Annotated in this window: 20 protein-coding genes; 16 read left to right on the forward strand and 4 right to left on the reverse strand. The window is 64.8% G+C overall.

Annotated elements, in window-relative coordinates; translation table 11 throughout:
• Positions 1 to 217: 217 nt before the first annotated feature.
• From F3087_RS44960 to F3087_RS45025, 14 genes are all read left to right on the forward strand, one after another.
• A complete protein-coding gene (locus tag F3087_RS44960; RefSeq protein WP_150408336.1) occupies positions 218 to 913 on the forward strand; it encodes a MinD/ParA family ATP-binding protein in 696 nt (231 codons plus the stop codon).
• Entirely contained in the window at positions 910 to 1416 is a 507-nt protein-coding gene (locus F3087_RS44965) for a hypothetical protein (protein WP_150408337.1), read from the forward strand. Before F3087_RS44960 ends, F3087_RS44965 begins: the two co-directional genes overlap by 4 nt.
• A gap of 301 nt (positions 1417 to 1717) precedes the next feature.
• On the forward strand, positions 1718 to 2245 hold the full coding sequence (locus F3087_RS44970; protein WP_150408338.1) for a hypothetical protein: 528 nt from the start codon (positions 1718 to 1720) through the stop codon (positions 2243 to 2245).
• 264 nt (positions 2246 to 2509) lie between these two features.
• Positions 2510 to 4387, forward strand: coding sequence for a hypothetical protein (locus tag F3087_RS44975; protein ID WP_150408339.1), 1878 nt, complete (start codon positions 2510 to 2512; stop codon positions 4385 to 4387).
• Positions 4384 to 5958 (forward strand): hypothetical protein, encoded by a 1575-nt coding sequence (locus F3087_RS44980; protein WP_150408340.1) that lies wholly within the window; start codon positions 4384 to 4386, stop codon positions 5956 to 5958. Before F3087_RS44975 ends, F3087_RS44980 begins: the two co-directional genes overlap by 4 nt.
• Before the next feature lie 176 nt (positions 5959 to 6134).
• Positions 6135 to 7538: an ATP/GTP-binding protein gene (locus F3087_RS44985; RefSeq protein WP_150408341.1), complete on the forward strand. Its 1404-nt coding sequence runs from the start codon at positions 6135 to 6137 to the stop codon at positions 7536 to 7538.
• 59 nt (positions 7539 to 7597) lie between these two features.
• Complete coding sequence (locus F3087_RS44990) at positions 7598 to 8014, forward strand: hypothetical protein (protein ID WP_150408342.1); 417 nt, start codon at positions 7598 to 7600, stop codon at positions 8012 to 8014.
• On the forward strand, positions 8011 to 9399 hold the full coding sequence (locus F3087_RS44995) for a type IV secretory system conjugative DNA transfer family protein (protein ID WP_150408343.1): 1389 nt from the start codon (positions 8011 to 8013) through the stop codon (positions 9397 to 9399). Before F3087_RS44990 ends, F3087_RS44995 begins: the two co-directional genes overlap by 4 nt.
• Positions 9400 to 9431: 32 nt before the next feature.
• Positions 9432 to 9863 carry a hypothetical protein gene (locus F3087_RS45000; protein ID WP_150408344.1) on the forward strand — a complete coding sequence of 144 codons (432 nt, stop codon included), beginning with the start codon at positions 9432 to 9434 and terminating at the stop codon, positions 9861 to 9863.
• A gap of 93 nt (positions 9864 to 9956) precedes the next feature.
• The gene (locus F3087_RS45005; RefSeq protein WP_150408345.1) at positions 9957 to 11516 is read left to right on the forward strand and encodes a hypothetical protein; all 1560 of its coding nucleotides are present in this window, start codon (positions 9957 to 9959) and stop codon (positions 11514 to 11516) included.
• Between the two features lie 22 nt (positions 11517 to 11538).
• A complete protein-coding gene (locus F3087_RS45010) occupies positions 11539 to 12978 on the forward strand; it encodes a hypothetical protein (protein WP_150408346.1) in 1440 nt (479 codons plus the stop codon).
• Between the two features lie 218 nt (positions 12979 to 13196).
• Positions 13197 to 13517: a hypothetical protein gene (locus F3087_RS45015; RefSeq protein WP_150408347.1), complete on the forward strand. Its 321-nt coding sequence runs from the start codon at positions 13197 to 13199 to the stop codon at positions 13515 to 13517.
• Between the two features lie 9 nt (positions 13518 to 13526).
• Positions 13527 to 15896, forward strand: coding sequence for a TPR repeat region-containing protein (locus F3087_RS45020; protein WP_150408348.1), 2370 nt, complete (start codon positions 13527 to 13529; stop codon positions 15894 to 15896).
• Positions 15893 to 16675 (forward strand): hypothetical protein, encoded by a 783-nt coding sequence (locus F3087_RS45025; protein WP_150408349.1) that lies wholly within the window; start codon positions 15893 to 15895, stop codon positions 16673 to 16675. Before F3087_RS45020 ends, F3087_RS45025 begins: the two co-directional genes overlap by 4 nt.
• 19 nt (positions 16676 to 16694) lie before the next feature.
• Here the strand turns inward: F3087_RS45025 and F3087_RS45030 are convergent, their stop codons facing one another.
• Positions 16695 to 17300, reverse strand: coding sequence for a DUF3558 domain-containing protein (locus F3087_RS45030; protein ID WP_150408350.1), 606 nt, complete (start codon positions 17298 to 17300; stop codon positions 16695 to 16697).
• Positions 17300 to 17695 (reverse strand): hypothetical protein, encoded by a 396-nt coding sequence (locus F3087_RS45035; protein WP_150408351.1) that lies wholly within the window; start codon positions 17693 to 17695, stop codon positions 17300 to 17302. The genes F3087_RS45030 and F3087_RS45035 overlap by 1 nt, the downstream gene beginning before the upstream one ends.
• A 202-nt stretch (positions 17696 to 17897) precedes the next feature.
• Between F3087_RS45035 and F3087_RS46375 the strand changes: the two genes are divergently transcribed.
• Both F3087_RS46375 and F3087_RS45040 read left to right on the forward strand, forming a co-directional pair.
• Positions 17898 to 19631, forward strand: coding sequence for a hypothetical protein (locus F3087_RS46375; protein ID WP_191094472.1), 1734 nt, complete (start codon positions 17898 to 17900; stop codon positions 19629 to 19631).
• A complete protein-coding gene (locus F3087_RS45040) occupies positions 19631 to 20392 on the forward strand; it encodes an ESX secretion-associated protein EspG (protein WP_191094473.1) in 762 nt (253 codons plus the stop codon). Before F3087_RS46375 ends, F3087_RS45040 begins: the two co-directional genes overlap by 1 nt.
• 51 nt (positions 20393 to 20443) lie before the next feature.
• Here the strand turns inward: F3087_RS45040 and F3087_RS45045 are convergent, their stop codons facing one another.
• Positions 20444 to 20875 carry a DUF4254 domain-containing protein gene (locus tag F3087_RS45045; RefSeq protein WP_150408353.1) on the reverse strand — a complete coding sequence of 144 codons (432 nt, stop codon included), beginning with the start codon at positions 20873 to 20875 and terminating at the stop codon, positions 20444 to 20446.
• On the reverse strand, positions 20872 to 21144 hold the full coding sequence (locus tag F3087_RS45050; RefSeq protein WP_150408354.1) for a hypothetical protein: 273 nt from the start codon (positions 21142 to 21144) through the stop codon (positions 20872 to 20874). The genes F3087_RS45045 and F3087_RS45050 overlap by 4 nt, the downstream gene beginning before the upstream one ends.
• Positions 21145 to 21179 lie beyond the last annotated feature (35 nt).

Genomic DNA, 21179 nt, shown 5'->3' on the forward strand with positions numbered 1-21179 from the left:
AAAGGGCGGATCGGGGGTAACACCGGCGACTGTCGTTTTATCGGCGTTGTTCGGCCGGTGCCGTGGCGGGCAGGTGGTGGCCTGGGACGCCAATGAATCCTGCGGCACCCTGGCCGCACGTGCCGCGACGTGCAGTGGACCGGAATCGGTGTGGGACGTACTCGCGCACGCGCGAGAGTTGTGCTCTGCCAACGGGGATGCCTCCGCGCTTGGATGGATGTTGCAACGTCAGCCGAGCCTGGACGAAATACTGGCCTCCGACCAAACCCCGGGCGGCAGTATCACTGTCGGTCGCGAGGAATGCGCGGCGATCTTGGCCGTCTTGCGGCGGCACCGCGCGATGATCCTCATCGATACCGGGAACAATGAACGTGCACCCGCGTTTCGTTGGAGTGTCGAGAACGCCACTCAACTCGTGGTACCGGTGACGGACCGCCGCGACGTCGTCGTGGCCGCCCTGCGGCTACTCGACGGCATCGCCGACGCCGGGCACGAAACCCTGGCCGCCAACGCGATCATCGTGCTCGCAGAACGCAGCGACACCGGCCGGCAGACCGAAATCACTGACGTGTTGGACCGAGCCGGTGCCATGCAGGTGCTTCGTGTGCCCTACGACCCGGTGCTGGCAGGTGGGGAGCGGATCGTGGTGTCGCGGTTGCCCGGGCCGACGAGGCGGGCATGGATGCACGTCGCCGCCGCAGTCGCCGACGGTGTCGCGGAATCTCTTGCCGCACAACATGCACCGATAGAAACCGCCTTTGTCCCCGACTCGCGGCGACTCAGCGAGGAGCGGGACTCGCTCGTCCGTCGGCGTTGGATGGCCTCCGCGTGGCACGAACGGCCTGAGGCGCGGACTGGGCGATACCCGGCGCCGACGTGGGCTGCCACTCATGACCAGGGTTCGGACTGGTGAAAGGCATCAGCGGTATCGCGTTGAGAGGCCGACAAGCCGACGAAACCAACAGGGCGGCCGGGCAAACGGCACCGGCGGACCAGACGGGAGGTGAAGCGATGATGGGTAAAGACTATGTGCGGCAACGACTGTCGAGATACTGCCGCGGTGTGTTCGTGGTTACGACGGGTGTGATGGCGATGGCGTGGGCCGGGGTGGTGCCGGCGTCGGCGCAAGGGATCCAGAATCCATTGGGTGGGGTGAGTCCGGATTTCGGGTTGTTCGGCGGTGCTCTGGATGCGACGTGGAAACGGATCGTCGCGTTCGTGTGGGCCCTGGTGATCATCGGTGCCTCGGTGCGGGTGATCGTGGGCGCGTTCAAGGTGAAACGAGCCAAGAGCCGCGGCTACGCCAACGACTTGTCCGAAGGATCGGAAGAGCTGCAAGACGCACTGATCTCGGTCGGACTCGTCGCGGCCGCCTCACCACTGGTGGCGACCATCCTGTTCGTCGTCGGCGGATAACCCAAACGATCAACCCGCCCGGCCTCGCACGTGAAGCGCAGAACGTTGCAAACAGGAGGTGACGCAAATGCTCTGGAAGACAATCAGATTCGCCGACATCGGCCCGGAATCGGTAGGTAGTGCACAGCCTCTGACTGCCTCAGGGAACGCCAGCGGCGCAAGTGGCCGACGGGCGCGGGTGGCAGTGATGCGAAAGCTAATGCTCGGTGGAGGTACGGCCTTGTCCGTTGGGTTGGCCGGGTTGTTGATATTTGGCTCCTGCGATGGTGACAACCCGCCAGGGAAAGCATCCCGCGCGACGGTGCGGCTCGCGCACGGACCGACCGGCGTGCACGACGGTGTCCCGATCGGATACAGCAGAGATCGCGAAGGCGCGGCGACCGCGGCGGTGAACACGGTGCAAGCCCTGACTCAAGCCGGGCAAGGCCGGATCACGATGGACGCGGTGCAGGGCGCGCTGCTCGCCCGAGATCCCGGCCCGCACCTGCGGAGCTCGATGCAGATCGGACGAGACCGTCCATCAGGGCTCGAGGTGGTCAATCTCGTGCCGGCGGCGGTGAGCGTCACCGCGTTCACTCCGTCCTCGGCGCGTGTGATGGTGTGGACGGTTGCGGTGTCGAGGGCAGCGATCACCGAGGGTGCACCGGTCTCGATCGTCACCGCCTGGGCGACCAACACGGTGGAGCTGGTGTGGGAGCGCGGCGATTGGAAGACCAAAGACGCGATCGGCACGGTCGGGCCCTCCCCGGACCAGGTCGTCGCGCCCGGAGCGGATTCCCCGCTGACTCAGCCGTTGCAGGCCGGCTACTACACCGTTTACGTCAACTAACCGGGGGGCGCGATGAACCGACACCGCCTGATCGCCGCACTCGCTGCGGTGTTCGCCACCGTGATAGTGAGCCTCGTAAGTGGTGCGGCCACAGCAACCGCGCAACCCGCTGAGCCGGGGCCGGCGACGAAATCATTGCCCCACGGCTTCCCTGCCGAGCTTCGGCAATTCGTCGGTGGCACCGACGAATTCCGCACCGCACCATGGTTTTCGGGAGTATGCGCGGATCGTGGAGGTGATATCGGCCGCTATATCAACGAGGTCATGGCGGTCGAGGATCGGCTGGTGTATTGGTCGGCCAGCGACGAGCAGAAGAAGACATTGCTCGGCGGCGCGCGTGCGGGTTCGGAGGTCGAAGGCTGGGTGAAGGGCGGTATAGAGCCGCCGAAAGAGCTACTCCCCAAGGTGTTCCCGGCTGGCGACGCCAGCTTCGGGCTGCCTTCGCCGTCGTGTGCGGAGGATGTGAAGCGGTGGGCGAGCCCGGCGTGGAACGCGTGGGGATTCGACTGGGCCAAGACCCCGGATCGGCAATCGATGCACGAGATCACCAAAGCCACCGGCGAAGACTTTTCGGCCGTGCCGGGACAGGCCTGGACCGACCCGTGCAGTGTGCACCAGTCCTACTGTGCCCACGCCTTTTTCGCTGACTGCACGCACGCTGACACCCTCAGTGGAGATCTGGGGCGATGCCTGGATTGGAACCGGGCGGTGGGCAAGCTGCTTGTCGGGACCGCGCAATGGCGCGACCGCAACACCACCTTCGGGGACCGGTTCGGTAAAGCGATGTTCGGGGCTGCGGGCCAATCCGCCGGGGGAGCGTATACCCAGGCGTTCGCTTGGTTGTTGGACGCGACCGGGAAAGTCGTTCGGTTCGTCGATGATCCGCAGTCGGTGATCGATGACTGGGCTAATTCCTCCAAAGCCAGTGCCTCGGAATTGAGCGCGAAGGTCCTCGACGGGCTGGCCGCGACCGGCCGCTTCGACCCTTCCGCTGCGTGGTTCGTGCGCTGGTACGCGTTCAGCACAGGGATCGGGGTGATGGTGATGGGGGTCATGACCTTGATGGCGCTGTGGCGCACAACCTCTCGCGGAGAAACAGTCAAAACCATCGGCGGCGACCTGTTCGGGTACATGCCCGCCGGAGTGTTGCTGATGCTGTTCGCGCCGATGCTCGCCGCGATGCTGGTCGAGGCAGCGAACTTGGCCTCGGAATCCATCGCCCGCATGGCAGGCCCGGACATGGGCGAAATGATCGACCACCTCAAACGATTCACAGGCGAACTCACCGCCACCGACATCGCCGGCGGCGTCCTGGTCGGACTATTCCTGTTCCTGCTGCTGATCGTGTGCGCGCTGTCGGTGTTCGCGGGTTTGCTGATGCACCAAGTGGCATTGCCATGCCTGGCTGTAGCTGCGGGGATCGGGTTCGGGATGTGGGTACACCCGCAATGGCGCAAGAAGGCCCTGCGTCCGGTGCTGGTGTTCGTCGCGATCGTGGTGTCCAAACCCTTGCTGTTTCTGCTGCTGGCCACCCTGACCGGGGTCATCGACGCTGGCCTCACCGACACCGGCGAACAACAACCCCTCGGCACGCTCGGCCAATTGTGTCTGGTCGTGGTCGCTTTCGGCGTGGCCGGGCTGGCGCCGTGGTCGCTGCTGCGCTACGCACCCCTATTGCCCTCGCGCTCGGACGCGGCAGGGTTCGGCCAATCACCGTCGCTGATGGCCGGCGCGGTCGGCGGAGCGGGCACCGCGATGTGGTGGAGCAGCCGAGGCGCCGGAGCCAAAGGCCGGGGTAGAAGCGAGCCCGCTCCCACCGACGGCGGGGCCAGTGAGAGAGGCGGTACCGGTGATCCGGGGTGGCGCACGGCGGGTAGTAGCGACGGGCGTTCTGCGACCGAATCGCGGTTCGGGCAAACATTGGTTCGCAACACCGGCGGTTCTTCGGATTCGGGTAGAGGGAAGCGTGGCCTGGGTGAGGCTGGTCGGTGTGCGACCGCTCCGGTGCGCAGGGCGGGGTCGGCGGTGTTGTCGGCGGGAATGGTTGCCGCGCCGGTCGCCGCGCAGGCGGCCAGTGGCGCGCTGAGCAAGGCACGCTCGACCGCCGACGCGGCACCGGGTGACGCCGAGGAGTCCTCATGAGCAGCGAGGCGCGGACCTGCATCCTCGGCGGTGAGATCGCGCGCCGCTCCTGGCTAGGGCTGTCGCGTCCGGTGCTGATGAGCTGGGCGGTGACCCTCGCCGGCGCGGTCGCGATCTATGTCCTTGGCAGCGGTCAGCCGTGGGCGATCGCCACCGCGATCACCGAACTGGTGTCGGTGTTCGCAGCCACGATGGAATGGCGCGAAAAGCCGTCCTGGGCGGCGCGGCGCGCCCACGACACCCGCACCCGATTGCGGCGCCGCCGCGGTGAACACATCTACCGCCACCGCAACGACCCCCACTACGGCGACCCGGACCGGGATCCAGGCTGGGACTTCCCGCCACCCCTGGGCAACACCGCCCCGTTGCCGGTCACCGGAACAGGCCTGGACGACATGTTCATCGTCCGCACCGCCAATCCCGGCGAACGCACAACCTATTCAGTGATCATCGCAGTAGAAGGTGTCGCCGACGGGCTCCGCGGCGACCACGCCTACGCCGCCTCCTCAGCCGCGTTCGGGACCTTCTTGGCGCAACTGGCGCGCAGCGGCTCCCACGTCCGAGGCCTGCAGTTACTGCATCGCAGCGTGCCGCACGACATGACCCCGCACATCCGTTGGGCCGAGGCCCGAGTCACGCAGTTGACCGACCCACGGCTGGGGCCGGCAGTCGAATCCTATGGCGCACTGATCGACCTGACCGCACCCCTGGCCGAGGAACACAGATCGGTTGTAGTGCTGCGGATCCCGCAAACCGACGCGTTCATGGCCGAGACCGCGCGGCTGGCCCGCACCAAACACGCCACCACCGCCGCCGCGATCGCGCAAGTGGTTCGCGACGAAACCGAACGCGCCACACGACTTCTCGCCCTCGCCGGTATGGGTCGCGTCGATGTCCTCGGCGAACGCCGCGCCTGCGCGATCATCCGCGCCTTCCTCGATCCGAGCTTCAAAATCGACCGCCACCGCGACGCCACCTGGACCAACTGCTGGCCCACCTACATCGGCGGACCCGACAGCGTCGCGATCGGCGCCGACGGGCGGTGGCGGACCCGGGTCGGCTACATCCGACCCCGCGCGATCGAACCGGTCGAGCTCGGGCCGTTGTGGTTGGCGGCGTTGCTGACCGGCGTGGAAGCAGATCCCGGTGATGAAGAGACCGCGCCGATGCCCACCATCCGCACCCTCAGTGTCCGCCTGGACTTCGTACCCGCTCACCGAGCTCGCGCAGCAGCGCGCGGAGACTTCACCGCCGATCAGGCACGCCAAAGCAAAGAAGCCAAACGCGGCAAACTCGACGACGGATCGACCGAGGTCCTGACCAACGCCTCGGCTCGGCGCCGCCACGACCTGGTGCCAGGCTCCGGGCACCACGGCGTGATCTACGCCGCCACGATCGCGGTCACCGGACGCGACCCCGACGACCTGGACCGCGCTTGCCTGCGCGTGGAAGAGGCGGCCAACGATTCGGCCATCGCCGCCATCGACTGGGCCACCGACGATCACGACATCGCGATGTTCACCACCGTTCCTCTGGGCCGCGGCCTCGCCGCCACCCCCTACACCCGATGAGGAGGCGAACAACCATGCCACGACAACGAAGAAGTTCGACCAACGTCCCGAAGGCCGAGAGGGTTCAATCCCGTTGGCGGAAAATCAGTTTCGGCGCTCGGAAACACTCACAGGGTCGGCTTCACGCCCAGCGCCCCGCAGAGCAGGACGGGCTGCTCGCCGCGCCGCAGGACCGGGTGCAGCATCCGCTCCCGCGGTGCTCGGCACCGAAACGTCGACGCGGCCTGGATCGGTTCGGATGGTACGAGCCACGGTCCGAGGGCGCGTGGACCACGACCCGCCAAGCCGAGGCGTGGAATGTCGCGACGAGGCGGCGCCGCTCGCGCCAAGACGGCGTGCTCGCCGGATTGAACACCCTGACCCAGGAGTTGGAGATCGTGGATGCCTTCGCCGCCTACGGCAGCGAAACCAGCGGCATCAACATCGTCGTCATCGGCGACATCGGGCGCGGGAAAAGCTCCTGGATCAAAACCGTCTGCGTCCTAAGGCAATTGGTCGCCAACCGCCAAGTCGTCATCCTGGACAAGAAACCCCAAGCCGGCCTGGGCGAATACACGCCACTGGCACACACTCTGGGCGCGCAGAGCATCCGGTTCCGGGTGGGCGGCCACGGCGCCTGCCTGAACCTCCTGGATCCAGCCATCAGTGCTCGTGGGGACCATCGCGGCGGTATCGACGGCGTTGTCCCGGCCGGGCAAGAAGCACTCGTGATCGCGGTCCTGACCGACGCGATGGCACGAGAGCTCGACGAGAAGGAAAAGGCCGCCGTCGGCGCCGCGCTTTCGGCGGTCACCACCCAAGCCCGCCAGGCAGGCAGAGATCCCGTCATCCGCGACCTGGCCTTGCGGCTGCTGGACCCGAACCCCGAAGACGGCAACGGATTCGGGCCCCGCTGGAGCGAGCGAGCCCTGGAATGGGGACTCGAACCAGGACTGGCTCTACTGCGCCTCGCCGAACGCGACCTACGCGGACTGGTCGATGCACCCACCAGCCCCGCCGTGCGGACCGCGCTCGAAAGCCACCCACTGGTGCACTTCGATCTCAGCGCCTTACCGACCGAAGGACCGGCCTTGCGGGTAGTGATGACCACCGCCAACACGTGGTTGGCCAACAAGCTGGCCGCACGCTCCTCGCACTATCAGCAGACCATCCTGGTCGTGGAGGAAGGCTGGCACGTCGCCGCCGGATCAACCGGCGAAGTGTTCCGCGGCAACGTGAAACTCTCCCGCGGACTCGGCCTTTCGACGATCGCGGCGTTCCATCATCCCGCCGACCAACCGTCGGATTCTCCGGCGCGGGCGTTGATGAGCGAAGCGAGCATCGTGGTGCTCTTCGGACAATCCCGCGCCGATGACGCCACCGAAACCGTGCGCCTCTACCGGCTGCCCGCCGGTACCGAAGACACGCTGGTGAGGTTAGGGCGCGGGCAGTGCCTGGTCAAGATCGGCACCCGAGATCCATTCCTGCTCACCCACATCCGCTCACCACAGGAGATGCTGCTCACCGACACAGACGCCGCCATCACTGGACGGCACACACCGGACCACGCCACAACCGCAGCCGAGGAGGCTGCGTCATGACCGGGCGGCGATTACCGAATCCGGCTGGCGGGGAACCGGTCCTACCGGCCGGAGCCGTCGTGGCTATCTACGCCGTCACCACGATGATGGCCGGTGTGTTCGGCGGCGGCACGATCTCTGCCGCGCTCGCCGGACACGGGATCGGCCTCCTCACGCCGGAACAGATGATCCCGACACTCGGCCGACTGATGCGGCGCCCCGGCGACCTGGCCGCGGCCTGGCCGGGCGACCCGCGACCAGGACCGGCATGGTTGAGCTGGATCTGCATCGTCGTCGTGGCCGTGCTGTGGTGCGCGTGCGCAACACTTGCCAGCGACGAGATCGATAGCCGACGCCGCCACCGCCGCCGGCCCGGCCTGGCGACCGCAGCCGACCTGCGTAGTGCCGGTCTGAACCGGCGCAGCGCGCTTCGACGCGCTGCGCACGAATTCCCAAGCCTGCTCAGGCCCTCAGGGCCGAGACGGTGGCGGCGATGAGGAGCCGTCCCTGGCGCTGCGGTCGTGCCGTCGAGCCATCGCGGGCGGCGGTCGATCTCGGTGTCCTCGCCGACCGGCCCAGCGAGCACGTTTACCTTCAGCACCGCGACGGCGTGATCGTGCACGGACCGACCGGTGCGGGCAAGACCTGGCGGGTGGCCTACCAACGCGTCTGCGACGCACCAGGATTCACCCTCGTAACCACCACCAAAGCCGACCTCGTCGCCGCCACAATCACCCAACGCGCCCAACAAGGTCGGGTGGCTGTCTTCGACCCGGAAGGGTTGACCGGATGGCCCGCCGGACTGCGCTGGTCATTCCTGGCCGGCTGCACCGACCCCGACACCGCGATCCGCCGCGCCGACGCTGCCGCACGCGCGATGCCCCTGGAGGGCACCCGCAACGGCGCCTACTTCGAACAGAAAGCCGCCACGGTCCTGCGCTGCTGTCTGCACGCCGCCGCGACGGCGAACCACTCCATCCGCGACGTACGGGTGTGGATCTCGGCGCGCACCAACCGCACCCCGGTCGACATCCTGAGCCGTACCTTGCCGGACTGGGCTGGCGAACTCGACCAGATCCTCGCCTCGGGCAGCGAATCCACTGACGACGTCCTCGCCGCCGCCTCGCGACTCCTCGAACCGCTGGCATCGCCGAAACTGCTCGCCGCCATAGACGTGGACCTTGCGGAATCCTTCGATATCGAACGGTTCGTGCTCGGCGGCGCGAACACCTTGTATCTGGTGTCGCGGGGCAGCACCCGATCCATGGCGCCCTTCGTCGCCGCGCTGGCCGCCGAAGTCCATTATGTCGCCGACCGTGCCTCCCAACGGATGCCGGGCAAACGCCTGGACCCACCGGTGCGGCTCGTCCTGGACGAAACCAACAACGTCGCCCCGATCCCGGACCTGCCTCAGATCATGACCGACTCCGGCGGCAAGGGGATCTGCGTGTGGGCCTTCGCCCATAACCAGGACCAGAACGAATTACGTTGGGGCAGCGAAGGCGGGCGCGTCCTGGCCCAGTCCGCGCCGGCGATGCTGATCCTGCCCGGCTTACGCGGCACCGAGGAACTCGCTTCGATCTCGCGGTTGATCGGGGAGCGGCGCGGCTGGGAAGCCAGCCTGCACCAAGGCGGGCGCACCTACCAACTCCACGACGACACCGTGCTGCGCGCAGACGAAATCAGGGAACTACCCAGCGACCACGGGTTACTGCTGTATCGCAACGCACCCGCCTGCCTGCTGCGGCTGCCCAGCGTATGGGAGGTTCCCCGCTGGCGAGGGCACGCCCGCGCCTCCACCGCGCTGTTCGATCAGATCATCGCCACCGGCGTCGTCCCCCCTCGACTACGCCTGCCCAACGACGGCGGAGGCGCGCAATGAATACACCAGCATCGCCGACACCGAATAATGCAGTGCCCCAGTACTTTCCGTGCCGATACAGCTGGCGCCACCTCGACCGTGGCGAGGCCGCGGCACTGTGGCAGGAACTGCTCGACTGGGTCGACTGGCTGCGAAACACCTACCAACTGGGCTCCCGTATCCCGTCGTGCTGGTTTCGACACGACTCGGTGCGTGAGGAACTGACCGCCCTGATGGGCGCACACGCCGCCGCCTACTACTGCGAGCGCGAGTCCACCGAGCTGCCGCGCGAAGACATGACCGCCTGGCACACCCAATGGCTATGGCCCACCGTCGAACGCCTCACCAAAATCTCGGACTTCTCCGCCTGCCAACCCCACCACTGCCGCTACACCCGCCAACCCCAACCCACCCACGACGGTCTCGCCGAATACGTCACCGACCACTTGGACCACCACTACGACACACACCACAGCGCGCCGTAACGAACGACCGGATTCGAATCGCCGACATCACTTGACACGAGCACTGAAAGGAGTTGCTAAGCAACAGATTCCACGCCGGAAGGAGGCGATTTCATGGACGACATTCAGGCTCGAAGTTCGGGACACGACTTCAGCGAAACTGGGATGCGCTGGGCGTATGAGGGTCTCTACCAGCTCCGCCAGCACGTCATCTCGATCGAGTCCGCCACCGAATATTTGAGGCTCCATCGCGAAATGGTCCAGTTGGAGAGTGCCTGGCTGACCGGCCCGCCGAAATGGGCGCTGCGGTGGCGCTTCCTCGACGCCGCGGTCCAGGACTGGGCCAATGACCCCGACTTCGCCCGTCAACTCCGCGACGAAGCGTTCTATGGCTCTTTCTTCGCCCCGCCCAATCTGGACGGGATCGAACGCGAGAGTCTGGCTCAAGCCGCAGAGCTGGTCCACTGCGGTGCTCTGGGTGAACTCACCGAGACGAGTTCGCTGGCCTACATCGCCACCTACACCTACACCCATACCGCAAGCGCCACCGGTGATCTCGGAGCACACACCAGCTGGTGGAAGGCCCGGGAATGGGTACGGGAACGCGCGGTCACCGACAGCGACACCGCAGTGGATATGACCGTCGCCGCCCATGACGTCGTCAGCGGAAAACGACACCTGCTGAACACCGCTACCGCGATCCCCGCCACGGAACTGGTCACCGAGCTCGACCGCCTCGCCGCGGTCCTCGGCGGCGCCCGCGAACGCGACGGCAAACCCTTCGTCGACGACCTGCACTACGACGTACTGTGCGACGACTACCGGGCCTCGATGATCGCCGCCCGCCACCCCCGCACTGGAATCCGCCGATTCGAACACAAGCTCTACACTGATGACCTACGCGATCAAACCCTCGACTTCGCCGCCGGTATCGGCAGACAGGGCACCGTCGAGGAACTGGCCGGCATCGACCGCACCGCACGCCAAGACGGCGCCGACCTCGCCGCGGTGGGCTCGAGCTGGCTCGATCAGATCGCCGAGCACGCTGAACGTGCCCGTGAACGGTTGTTCGCGCAGGGCATCGAGGTCCATTACCCCCACGCCCACGACCCGACCCTGCTCATCCAGGCCGGGCACAGCCCTGTAGACGATGTCGACCCCTGGTACGGCTGGCAGCTGCGGCTTACACAACTCGGCGACGAACACACCGGTGAGCTTCACCAGATCGGGCGATATCGTTCGTGCGAAGAACTACTCACCGCACTGCAAAACCGCACCAGCACAACAGGTCCCGCATATGACGCAACCCCAGATGTGGTGCCCGCTGAGGTGGCGACCATGCTGCGCGAATTCGGCCGGCAACTGCGCGAACTCGACACCAACGTGGCCACCAGTGCAACCCTGCGGACCGCGATCCGATCCGGACAACCGATTCACTGGACGCGAAACGGAAAACAATCGAACACAACAGGATTCACCGCACCAGGCGAGCGAGACCCGGCCCACAAACTAATCGAGACGCCCGCCAGGGAGAGCCAGTGCCGCAGCACTGGTCAAGAGAGGGCGCAACCGCCACCGTCAGAGAGCAACCCTATCCGTGACGCCGCAAGGAAACGCCGCGAACGAACAGCACGCCAACCCAACCGAACCCGGCCTCGCCGCCGCCACCTGTGACCCCAATGTCGAGGAGGTTCCTATGGCGCAACCCGATCGCGACAACACCGGCGCCCGGCGCTCTACCGACGCTGGTCGCGAAGCAATCCAAGCCATCCGAACCCTGGTAGACGCCCGCGACATCCGCGCCGCCAAACAACAACTCCGGCGCATCCGAACACACCTCGACGACCCCACCTGGGCCATGATCGGCGAAATCGCCAACACTCTGCGCTACAAAACCCACGACGTCGCGATCACCAAACTCCGCAAACTCTGGCGAGACAACGAACAACACCGCGCACTCATCGAAGCCTGCGTACCGAAAACCGATCAACACCAATACATCCCGGACACCCAGCCCGCGGCAACAACACGAACCGACCCACCATGGCGTCGGCCCGGACGTGTCGCACGCCGAGTCGATGAGACGAAGCGCACCGACCCACGCCAACGGACCGGAAGCGCCGGCGCGGCACGCGTGGACGCTTACGAAGACCAACTCACCACCGAGGAACGCAAAGAACAGGGGACACCTCGCCCCGAATTGATCGTCGATCGTCGCGACTACGACCGCGACGCCGTCGCCAGGGTCACCGAACCTTTGTGCGTGTCCTGCCGGCTTGAGCGCGCCAGCATCGACCGCTGGACCGGCCAGATCACCACCGGCCACGGCGATGACGGTCTGTGCGGAACCTGCCGCGAAGACGGACGCACAGGCATCCCCGAACTTCCGCTCGGGCACAGTCGCTCTCAGGCCATCCGAGCCCGTCTCGACACTATCGCCACGAACTTCGACAGCCACAATCCTGGGCTGTTCCGCCACGAGTGGCGCTACGGCGACCGCCTTACCAAGTCCGTCACCGCGGACTGGGTCAAACAGCGCAACCCGAATGGAGTCGTAAGACAAACAGCGACAACAAAATTGATTGATCTGAACGGCGAATGCACTGAATGCGGCGACTGGAGGCAACTCCGCGACGACTTATGCGCCGACTGTCACAAAGGCTTGAACGGCGACATAGTCATCGTTGGCTCACTCGACCCTCTCGCGATCAAAGGAACCTTCAAGAAGGACATCAATGACGACGCTGCTATCGAAGATCAGACGGTCGTGGATGGCGGTGTAGGCCGACCTGAAAAGGCCAGCTATCTAGAGGAATTCATGCAACGACTCGAAGCTGGCGGATCGGAGGACGACTCCGCGGCAGTGATGCCAGCAGACCATGACACAGCCGCCGCAATTACGGCTTTCCGAAGAGAAGGGTCGTCTGGACCGCGATCGGACCGCGTAAACCCTAGGTGCCCGGACTCAGGCGCATCAGCACCGGATATAAAGCAGCGCAACAGAAAAGAGGTGGTGAAGTCCTCGAGCAACGCGATGAATGCCGGACTAAAGCCTTCCGAGGAAAGCGCGGGACGACGACGTCAGCAAGCCCGTAGTCAAGCGACCACCGCGACGGGCCGGGCTCGACGAATGTGAGTGGAGCAGCCGCATGGTGTTCGGTTTATCACCCGTTGCAGTGGAGTGGTCTCCCGGAGCGTTACCGGACGATGAGTCACACTGACCGAATTCCGTGAAGGGGCTAGGACTGGAGCCAGCGTCTGCGTTCTAGAACTTTGACGCGTTGTCGCTCCGGTTGGGTGCGGTACTGTACAGGGCGTTCAAGCTTGACATTCGACCGTTGACCTGGGGGGCGTATGGCTACGTTCAAGGCCGATTTGGAGACATTGGGGAAGCTCGGAACGACCCTGCACGATCTGGCCCGTGAAGCGGAGGGCACCAAGCCGAAACGGGTAGCTGCTGTCAGCCCGCACGAGCAGCTGCAGTCAACTGCTGCCGGCTTGTTGCTCGAGAGTGAACAGCTTCTGGGAGTGCTCATTCCGACGATCAAGGAGCGCCTGGGCGAGACCGGGGATGTGATGGCCAACGTTGCCCGTCAGTACAAGGACACCGACGAGAGCAACGCTGACAGCATCCTGGATGTATATCGCAAGTCGACCGGCGACTGGACGGCGTAGGGGCGGGGAATGAGTCTCAAGACGTGGATCGAGTACGCCGATCCCTCGAGCCTGCTCGCCCTCGGTGATTCCTGGATCGCTTTCGGCGCTGACCTCGAGCACTTGTTCGACCGGTACGTCGATGCCGTCACGAAGGTGAACGACGCGTACTGGGAGGGCCAATGCGCGCAAGCGGCCCAGGACCGGGCGCTGGCTGACCAGAAGACGATGCAGACGCTCGCCGACAAGATCAACACCGTCGCGCAGCGGACCAAGAACGGCTACGACGAGATAGACGCTCCACTTCGGCGAGCTCGCGGAGCACTCATCGAGGCGGGGCGCCGCGGCTATTCGGTCGCCGACACCCTCGCCCTGAGCATTCCGCCAGGAAAGACGGTCAGCGACGAGGACAAGCAGTCGTTGCTTGACCTCCAAGCTGAACTCAACGATGCCGTCCGGTCCACTGTGCAAGCCGACAGCAAGCTCCGCGACGACCTGAACAACGCTCGTGCAGACCTTCGTGCGGCCTTCATCGCTTCTCCTGCGGCCCTCGGCGCCGACCAAGGCAAAGCCGACGGATCGAACTTGACCACCCAACCGGTCAATCTTGGCGCCGATGGCATACAGCGCCTGATCGAGGCTGGTCAGCTGACGCCGGATCAGATCGCTGCGTTGCAGCGCGGCGAGCAGTCGACAATCCCGGCTTCGCAGATGGAGTACTTGAACGGACTGAGCCGTTCACTCGACGGCAAGAGCCCGCAGGAAATCCAGCAGATCATGAGCAAGCTGCCGCCAGATGGGCAGCGCGCGTTGGCGAACTCCCTGCAGATCGTGTCGAATCCGTCGATCAACGCCGGACCGGTGGCAGCCGACGACAAGGACCTGCCCAACAACGGCAAGGGCGGGCTCGGCCAGCTGCCGAAGCAGATGCAGGACTCGCTCACTCGCAGCGACCTCGTCACCGATAAGTCGAAATACGGCATCGGACGTGAGGTCAACCTCAACGGCGTCGCCGACAACCAGGCGATCGCAAAGATCGTCGGCGCCGGCGACCCTCAGTATCGTGTCGGGACCGACGTCGACCGCAAGCTGCTCGACGTGGGAGCGAAATACCTCGACGGCTACGAGAACTACAAGAACTCCGACGACTTCATCCACCCGTCACTGCAGATCGACGGAGCTGATCCCAGCGCAGTCGGGCAGTTCGGGCCCCGTATCAGCGAGGACATGTTCGCCGTGGCCGGCACCGACAAGGCCGCGGTCGAAGCTCTGGTGACCGGCCCGGACCACGAGAAATTCATGCACAACGTGTTCACCCACGAGTGGAGTGACCGCGGCACCGCCGTGTCCACGCTCTTCCAGTTCGATCCGCAAGATGCCGTCGTTCAAGATCCGAACAACCCGATCGATGTGAAGACCGCTGAGCGGACCGGCCACATCATGAGCTCGGTCGGTGAGTACCTCGCCGGCGGCGGGGACCCGAACGTACGCTGGAACGAACTGGCCAAGATGGACAACCACGGAATTAACGGCCACAGCATCGGTCAGCTCAATCCGACACTGGTTCAAGAGATCTCGAAGGGAATGTCGCCCTACGTCGACGTACTGGCCGGCACCCCGCGCCCCGAATTGCCCGGCTTCGATGTGCCCCATCACATCAACAGCGATGGCAAGATATCGACTTGGCTCGATCCGCAAGGGAATGGCAGCTACAAAGGCGCGGCCAACATCTTCGGGCTCATGAACACCGATCCCGACCCGAACGGTGCCGGCAAGACCTTGAACGGCGCTGCCATGTTCGGCGTTCTGCGCAACGAAGGGTTGTACGCGCACGATCCCCAACTGCCGGGATCGACCGACAGCCTGGCCACAGCCGGACGACTGAACGCCCTCGTCGACAAGGGCATCTTCGTCGCCTCCGAGTCCAACCACAGCAACAACTACGCTGACGCGCAAGATATGTACGACCGCAAGCGCACGGCCTACGACGAAATGAAGGCGCTCACCAGCCGCGGACTGACCGAGACGCTGCCAGAAGGCAAGTACGGCGGCGACATTCTGACCGGTGGTGGCGACAATCTGAAGGAGTTCTTCACCGGCGCCAAACCGACCGAGTCCGAAGTGTCGGCCATCGCGCCGCCCAACTTTGCCCAACGAAGCCACGAGGTACTCTCGCAGGCGCAGATTCCGGAGAACCTGCAGAGCAGATACTCCGATCTGTTCGAGAACGGCGGGCTGAAGTCATGGGAAGCGATTCAGTTCGACCCGAAGAACGAGCACCTGACGACTGAGTTGAACGAGCTGTTCAACAAGGTCGGCCAAAACGACGACGGCCACGGCGCCACATTGCGCAACGCCTACAGCCAGGTCACCCTCGACGTTCAGAGCAAAGGCAAATGAGCCGGAACATTCGCAACCTCGTGATCTGCCTCTCCGTCGTCATCGTCGGCACGGGGGTCTGCGCCTGCGACCCGGACAAGCAGCCGTCGAAACCGGACCCGGCCTTCTCCAACGTGTGGTCGGCCGAGCCGGGAATCGACTTGTTCTCGCGCGGAACCGAACTCGTGCGAGCCGCCCACGAATCCGGGTGGCTCGTGAACCGCGCCGGCATCGACAACGCGTATATCGGGTACCGCGAAGCTCTCGCGCCACCCGACAACGACCATGACATGGATGTCCTGTTCACCGAACAGAAGACGTTCCAGGGCGCCGATAGTGTCCTGCAAGCGGGGAAAGAGACGGACTACAGTCGCGTCACGGCACTCTCGGCTAACGGGAAGACGGTGACAGCCACGGTGTGCCGATATGTCGTTCCCGAAAAAGGCGTCAACAGCGGCAACCTGAACGACTTTGCCAGCACGATGTCAGTGGTTGATCTCCGGCTCGAGAACACGGGCAGTGAGCCCGGGAAAACCGGAGTCGCCGACAACGACCCCGGCCAGCATGATCCGGCAGCACACCGGGTACCGAGCTGGAATGTCTTCGGAACCTGGAAGATAACGAAGATCAAAAGAAATCTGGACGCCGATCCAGAGGGCTGCCGGAGCTGGTTCCAGCAGCAGATCCCCGGCCTGATTGCGGAACCGGGCTCGAAAACCCTGAAATTTCCCCCTACGCTCCAGATACCGCCGCAGCCCGTTGCCGTTCAGTATCCGGAGTGGATCAGCCCGTCGCAGTGACCATCATGGCGTTTCAATGCTATTTGGCCGGGAGAGCTGACTCGATGATTCCTGCGATCTCCTGGGCGTGGTCGCACGCGTTCCAGTTCGTGAGCGCGGCGGTGCTGCTCACTCGCAGGTCAATAGTCGCGTCCGGGCCGACCATGACCACGTAGCACGCTTCTTCCGCCGGCTTCCGGTACGTAATAGCATCGCGTCCGTTGACCTTGATGCCTGTGGCCCCACTGCCTTCGCGCTTCCGGAACTCCTCGAGCGTCAGATTGGTCGAGAAAATCGTCAGCGATCCGACACCCAACGCCTGTCCGCGCACTTGTTCCTTACGGTCGAAAGCACACCCGATGAAGGCGTAGTCATCATGAACCTGATCGCGGCGCTCTCGGGTTTTCGGTTCGAACCCAGCTTTGGCGACCGTGTCATCTCCGATCCCGACGCACGGATCGAACTTCACGGGGTCGAGAGAGTTACGCGGCTGATCCGGAGCAGGTTTGACGGAAACAGCGACACTCGGCGTCACGACGGTCGCACTGCTGGCCTCGGTGGGCTTCCCTCCGTCCTCACCACTCGAGCAACTAACGACCACGATCGCGGTCGAGGCCAGCGCAAGAGCGATACCAGGGCGTTTCATCAGGCTCCGATACCCGTCTCTTGCGTATCCCCCAGGAGCTTGACCCGACTGGCGTTAACCTGATCTGCCTCTGAGATCAGCTGTCCCGCACGCAGAAAGGCTTCCTGCAGGCGCATGGCGCCATCGATGAGCTGACTGACCACCGCGATCCCTTCCGATGCCTTGTTCGAAAACCCTTGCTGGAGCTCCTGCCCGGAAGCAAAGCCACCGAATCCCGTGCTGTCCTTCGCCGTGCCCAGCTTGTCGCGGATCTTCCCCAGTCCGTTGATCATCTGGTCATACAGCTGAACCGCCTCCCGTGCGGCGTGCTCTTCGAACCTGATCGAGCCAGAGCGTGCTGCCTCGTTGAATGCCGCGATCTCCGCCTGACCGAGTTCGATATTCGCGCTGGTCACCGCTGCCCCCAATCTGCTGGCCTTTAGAGCAGATTACACGAGCGCACCCCTCGTTCGACCGCTGCCGATAGTGCCGTCGCAGCCGCTGTGAAGTAGCCCGCGACAGCCTGCGCTCAGTGCTTCGCATGGGCTCTCAGCAGCAAAGATCTGGTCCGACGACCGTGTTAATCTTTGACGGACCGACCGGTGATGCCTAGGGGGAATGACCAAGATGGGCGATCAGGACAAGCCATCCAGCCTGCCTATCCCCGGCTTGCAGGATCTGCTGGATCAACACGACGTACAGGTCGCGCGGCAGAAGTCTGTCGACTCGCAGTCGCGGTCTCGGCGCGACGACACCGAACTCAGCAACCTCGGTGCCGGCACCGATGCGGACTACGTGCGCAGCGAAGAGCATTTCGAGGGCATGACCCTCGAAGCTATGTACGCCGCGGTGCACGGCGGACCCGGGGGCGCCGGCGGTTTGGACGCTGCAGGCCTCCAGACGATGCGCAAGACTTGGTACGAGTGCTTCTCCGAAGTGGCTAACCTGTCGGCGTTCAACCTGATGGGGTTGAACCGGATCTTCGGCGATGGGAAGCAATGGGAAGGTGCAAGCGCTTCCGCGGCTCAGACTGCCGCCCAGCAGTATTCGGGCGTTGCCAATCAGATCAGTCGAGTGTTCGAGACGATGAGTCAGCGGCTCGATTCCCTCGCTTGGGGCGCGGAAGCGGTCAAGCTGGCCGTTCCAGAGCCGCCCGCGTCGGTGACCACGGTGCCCAACCCGGACAACCCTGTCGAGTCGATACTTCCGGGCCTGATCAATCCCGGATACGCCGATCAGGTCGACAACGCAAAAGAAGAAGCCCGACAAGCAGCCATCAGGGCGTTGAACAGCGTCTACAAGGAGACCTTTCCTCCCGCCGGGTCCGGGGTGCCCACTTACGCGGCGGTGCCGCAGATAGGTGCGAATGGCGATCCCGGTGCCGTGAACGGCGCCAACCCTCCCGGCATCAATACTGGCGCGGGTGCAGCCCCCGGCGGATCCGGCAATCCATCCAACCCTCAGGCCGCCACCGAACAGCCGCAGGGCACGGCGCCGGACCCTTCCGCGCCTCCTGCAACCCAACCGGCTGGTGTAGCGCCCACTGATACGACACCGGCAGGCGCCCGGCCGGACAGCACGCTCAGCAGTCCCGGCACGACGACTGCGCCGGCGAGTGTGGCAGCCAGTCCCGGATCGCCGGGTACACCGGGGACTCCTCGATTGACCGGCCCCGGCCGTGGGCCAACTGGTCTCGATATGCCGAGGCCGAGTACGAACCCGCGGCCGGGCGGTCCCGGGTCTTCGATTCCAGGAGCCCCCGGCGGGGCTGCTCCTGGGGCAGTCAGCCCAGCTTCTCGTGCGTTGTCAGCTGCACGCTCGGGAGTCGGCCCGGGTGGATCAATGGCGCCCGGCGCCGGCGGCAAGGGACGCAAGGACGGCGAGGGCGATGGGGAACATCGTGCTCCCGACTACCTGCGTGGCGTCGCCCCGGACTGGACCGAAGGTTTGGACTCCCCGGTCGAAGTCATCGGAGACAACGCGCTGCCCGACACCGATCACTACGTCAGCCTCGAGCTGCCACCAGTCGACACCGTGCGGCCGCCGACACCATCATTCGTTGAGCCCGCCCACCGCGAGCCGCAACACCAGACCGACACCGATGTAGCACCGACTGCGAGCACACCGCAACCACCCATCACCACTCATTCAGAGCTGAAAGACGTTGACCCAGAACCAAAGCCGGCAGAATCTACTGGGTTCTCCGGCGCCGGACCATCTTTGGACGATCTCTTCGCCGAGTACGGGTGGAGCGGGGGCGACTCGACGACGTCGCCGCCCAGCGAAGCTCCCGATCCGGTCCCGTCGGGTTCGGAGGGAACGACAGCTCCAGTAAAGCCGGGCCAGCAGTAGTGGAAACCCAGACGGTGTGGACGTTCACTCCGGACGAATTCGCCTGGGTCTGGACTGAAACCGGCCTCGACGAGTACCCCGAGCCGCTCAGCATCATCGAGTCGACAACGACTCAGGATGAGTACGCGCAGCTCGTAGCCGAGATCAGCGCCCGCTACCCGCGAGGCGGCGATCCTGATCTGACGGGCCCCCTCCAAGTTCTTGCGCACCCCGACCTTCGAATCATCTGCAGAGGCCGTTCCCACAACTCGCACAAGCGAGTCCGCTCGCTCGGCGCCGCCGTCGGGGAGCTCGGTGTCATCTTGTTCCAAAAGTCCGGCACAACAGCTGATTTCGGCGGAGACATCAAGCTTGTGGTCACGCGGCGAAGTCAGCTTCCCAGGCACATCGCCGCCACGATGCCCCCAGCATCGGGAGGCGCCGCCGAGCGGATGCTCGGATACACACCACGAGTCCGCGGTGACGAACCGCCGAGTTCTTGGCATCGGGCCCCGGACGGTGAGCATGCTGTCGAGGAACGCATCCGCAGCCTACTGAGGCTACGCCGTAATGCCGAGGGCCACTTCCGAATCGAACGCGTCGGAGTCGGCGGCCGTCCGCGCCCTCCGCTCTACCTGAGCTGGATCGACGTCCAGACCGGCCAGCCGGAGGCCGGCCGTTACATCATCTCGGTCACCGACAACGACACGACCGTCATGCCTGCCTCCGCCGACGTCGTAGCCCGCGAGCTGTCCCACCGTGCGGCGCTTGATCACGCCTGACGGATTCCACTCAGACTCAGCGATCCGGCGTTCCAAGGCGGTCTTCCTCCGTCACAGGAACGAAAAGTCCGGCAACCGCCGAGTTCCTGCTGCGATCTCGAAAGAGAGGTCGCCATAGGCCATTGCGAGTTCATCGAGGCGATGTCGAGCATGTCGAGCATCCGCCGTCGGCGCGTTCTGCTCAGCGGCGGTATGGACGGCAACGGAGAACTGGGCAAGCCGATCGACCACCATGCCGACAGTCTCGGTGTGCAGATACGCAGCGTCGAAGGGCGGTGGTATCGCCGTAGTTACCCAAGCATCGACGCGACAGACCAACCGAGCCCGCTCGCTGTCGATCGCGCCGAAGTCCGCACTGGCATCCGTGCGTGCCTCATGCAGGCTGGCCAGTTCGTAAGCGGCTTGCAGAACAGGATGCGGTATCGCTATCGTCCCTGCGCACGCTTGCAGGATCATGGCGTTGGACGGCAGAGGCAACATCATGGCTGCGTCGCCATCTGACCGCTGGCGTCCCCGTCGGCCTGTGTCAGGTCAGGTCGTCGTCTGCCTGTTGACCTCCACGCAATGGCGACGACAGCAAGAACTACGACCACTGCTGCTTGGGCGCAGGGCTTGTGCCCGGCACCGGTCAGCGTTGCGTTGGAATCGGTGTCCTTTTCGATGCGCCATCCGTACTCAACGGCGACTGCGAGACGCTGGCGCAGCGTCACATGCCTGAGGGCGTCTGCCTCCGCCGAGGATGTGTCGGTCATATCGCGTCCTTCGTTTGTTGATGGAACTCTATGAA

The sequence above is a fragment of the Nocardia colli genome (assembly GCF_008704205.1).
GTDB classification, from domain to species: domain Bacteria; phylum Actinomycetota; class Actinomycetes; order Mycobacteriales; family Mycobacteriaceae; genus Nocardia; species Nocardia colli.

Bases quoted from the DNA above. Each gene is read 5' to 3' on its own strand.
- F3087_RS45020 (WP_150408348.1), top strand. From the start codon at position 13,527: ATGAGTCTCAAGACGTGGATCGAGTACGCCGATCCCTCGAGCCTGCTC.
- F3087_RS46375 (WP_191094472.1), top strand. From the start codon at position 17,898: ATGACCAAGATGGGCGATCAGGACAAGCCATCCAGCCTGCCTATCCCC.
- F3087_RS44980 (WP_150408340.1), top strand. From the start codon at position 4,384: ATGAGCAGCGAGGCGCGGACCTGCATCCTCGGCGGTGAGATCGCGCGC.
- F3087_RS45025 (WP_150408349.1), top strand. From the start codon at position 15,893: ATGAGCCGGAACATTCGCAACCTCGTGATCTGCCTCTCCGTCGTCATC.
- F3087_RS45005 (WP_150408345.1), top strand. From the start codon at position 9,957: ATGGACGACATTCAGGCTCGAAGTTCGGGACACGACTTCAGCGAAACT.
- F3087_RS44975 (WP_150408339.1), top strand. From the start codon at position 2,510: ATGGCGGTCGAGGATCGGCTGGTGTATTGGTCGGCCAGCGACGAGCAG.
- F3087_RS45015 (WP_150408347.1), top strand. From the start codon at position 13,197: ATGGCTACGTTCAAGGCCGATTTGGAGACATTGGGGAAGCTCGGAACG.
- F3087_RS44960 (WP_150408336.1), top strand. From the start codon at position 218: ATGTTGCAACGTCAGCCGAGCCTGGACGAAATACTGGCCTCCGACCAA.
- F3087_RS44995 (WP_150408343.1), top strand. From the start codon at position 8,011: ATGAGGAGCCGTCCCTGGCGCTGCGGTCGTGCCGTCGAGCCATCGCGG.
- F3087_RS45050 (WP_150408354.1), bottom strand. From the start codon at position 21,144: ATGACCGACACATCCTCGGCGGAGGCAGACGCCCTCAGGCATGTGACG.
- F3087_RS45030 (WP_150408350.1), bottom strand. From the start codon at position 17,300: ATGAAACGCCCTGGTATCGCTCTTGCGCTGGCCTCGACCGCGATCGTG.
- F3087_RS45045 (WP_150408353.1), bottom strand. From the start codon at position 20,875: ATGATGTTGCCTCTGCCGTCCAACGCCATGATCCTGCAAGCGTGCGCA.
- F3087_RS45010 (WP_150408346.1), top strand. From the start codon at position 11,539: ATGGCGCAACCCGATCGCGACAACACCGGCGCCCGGCGCTCTACCGAC.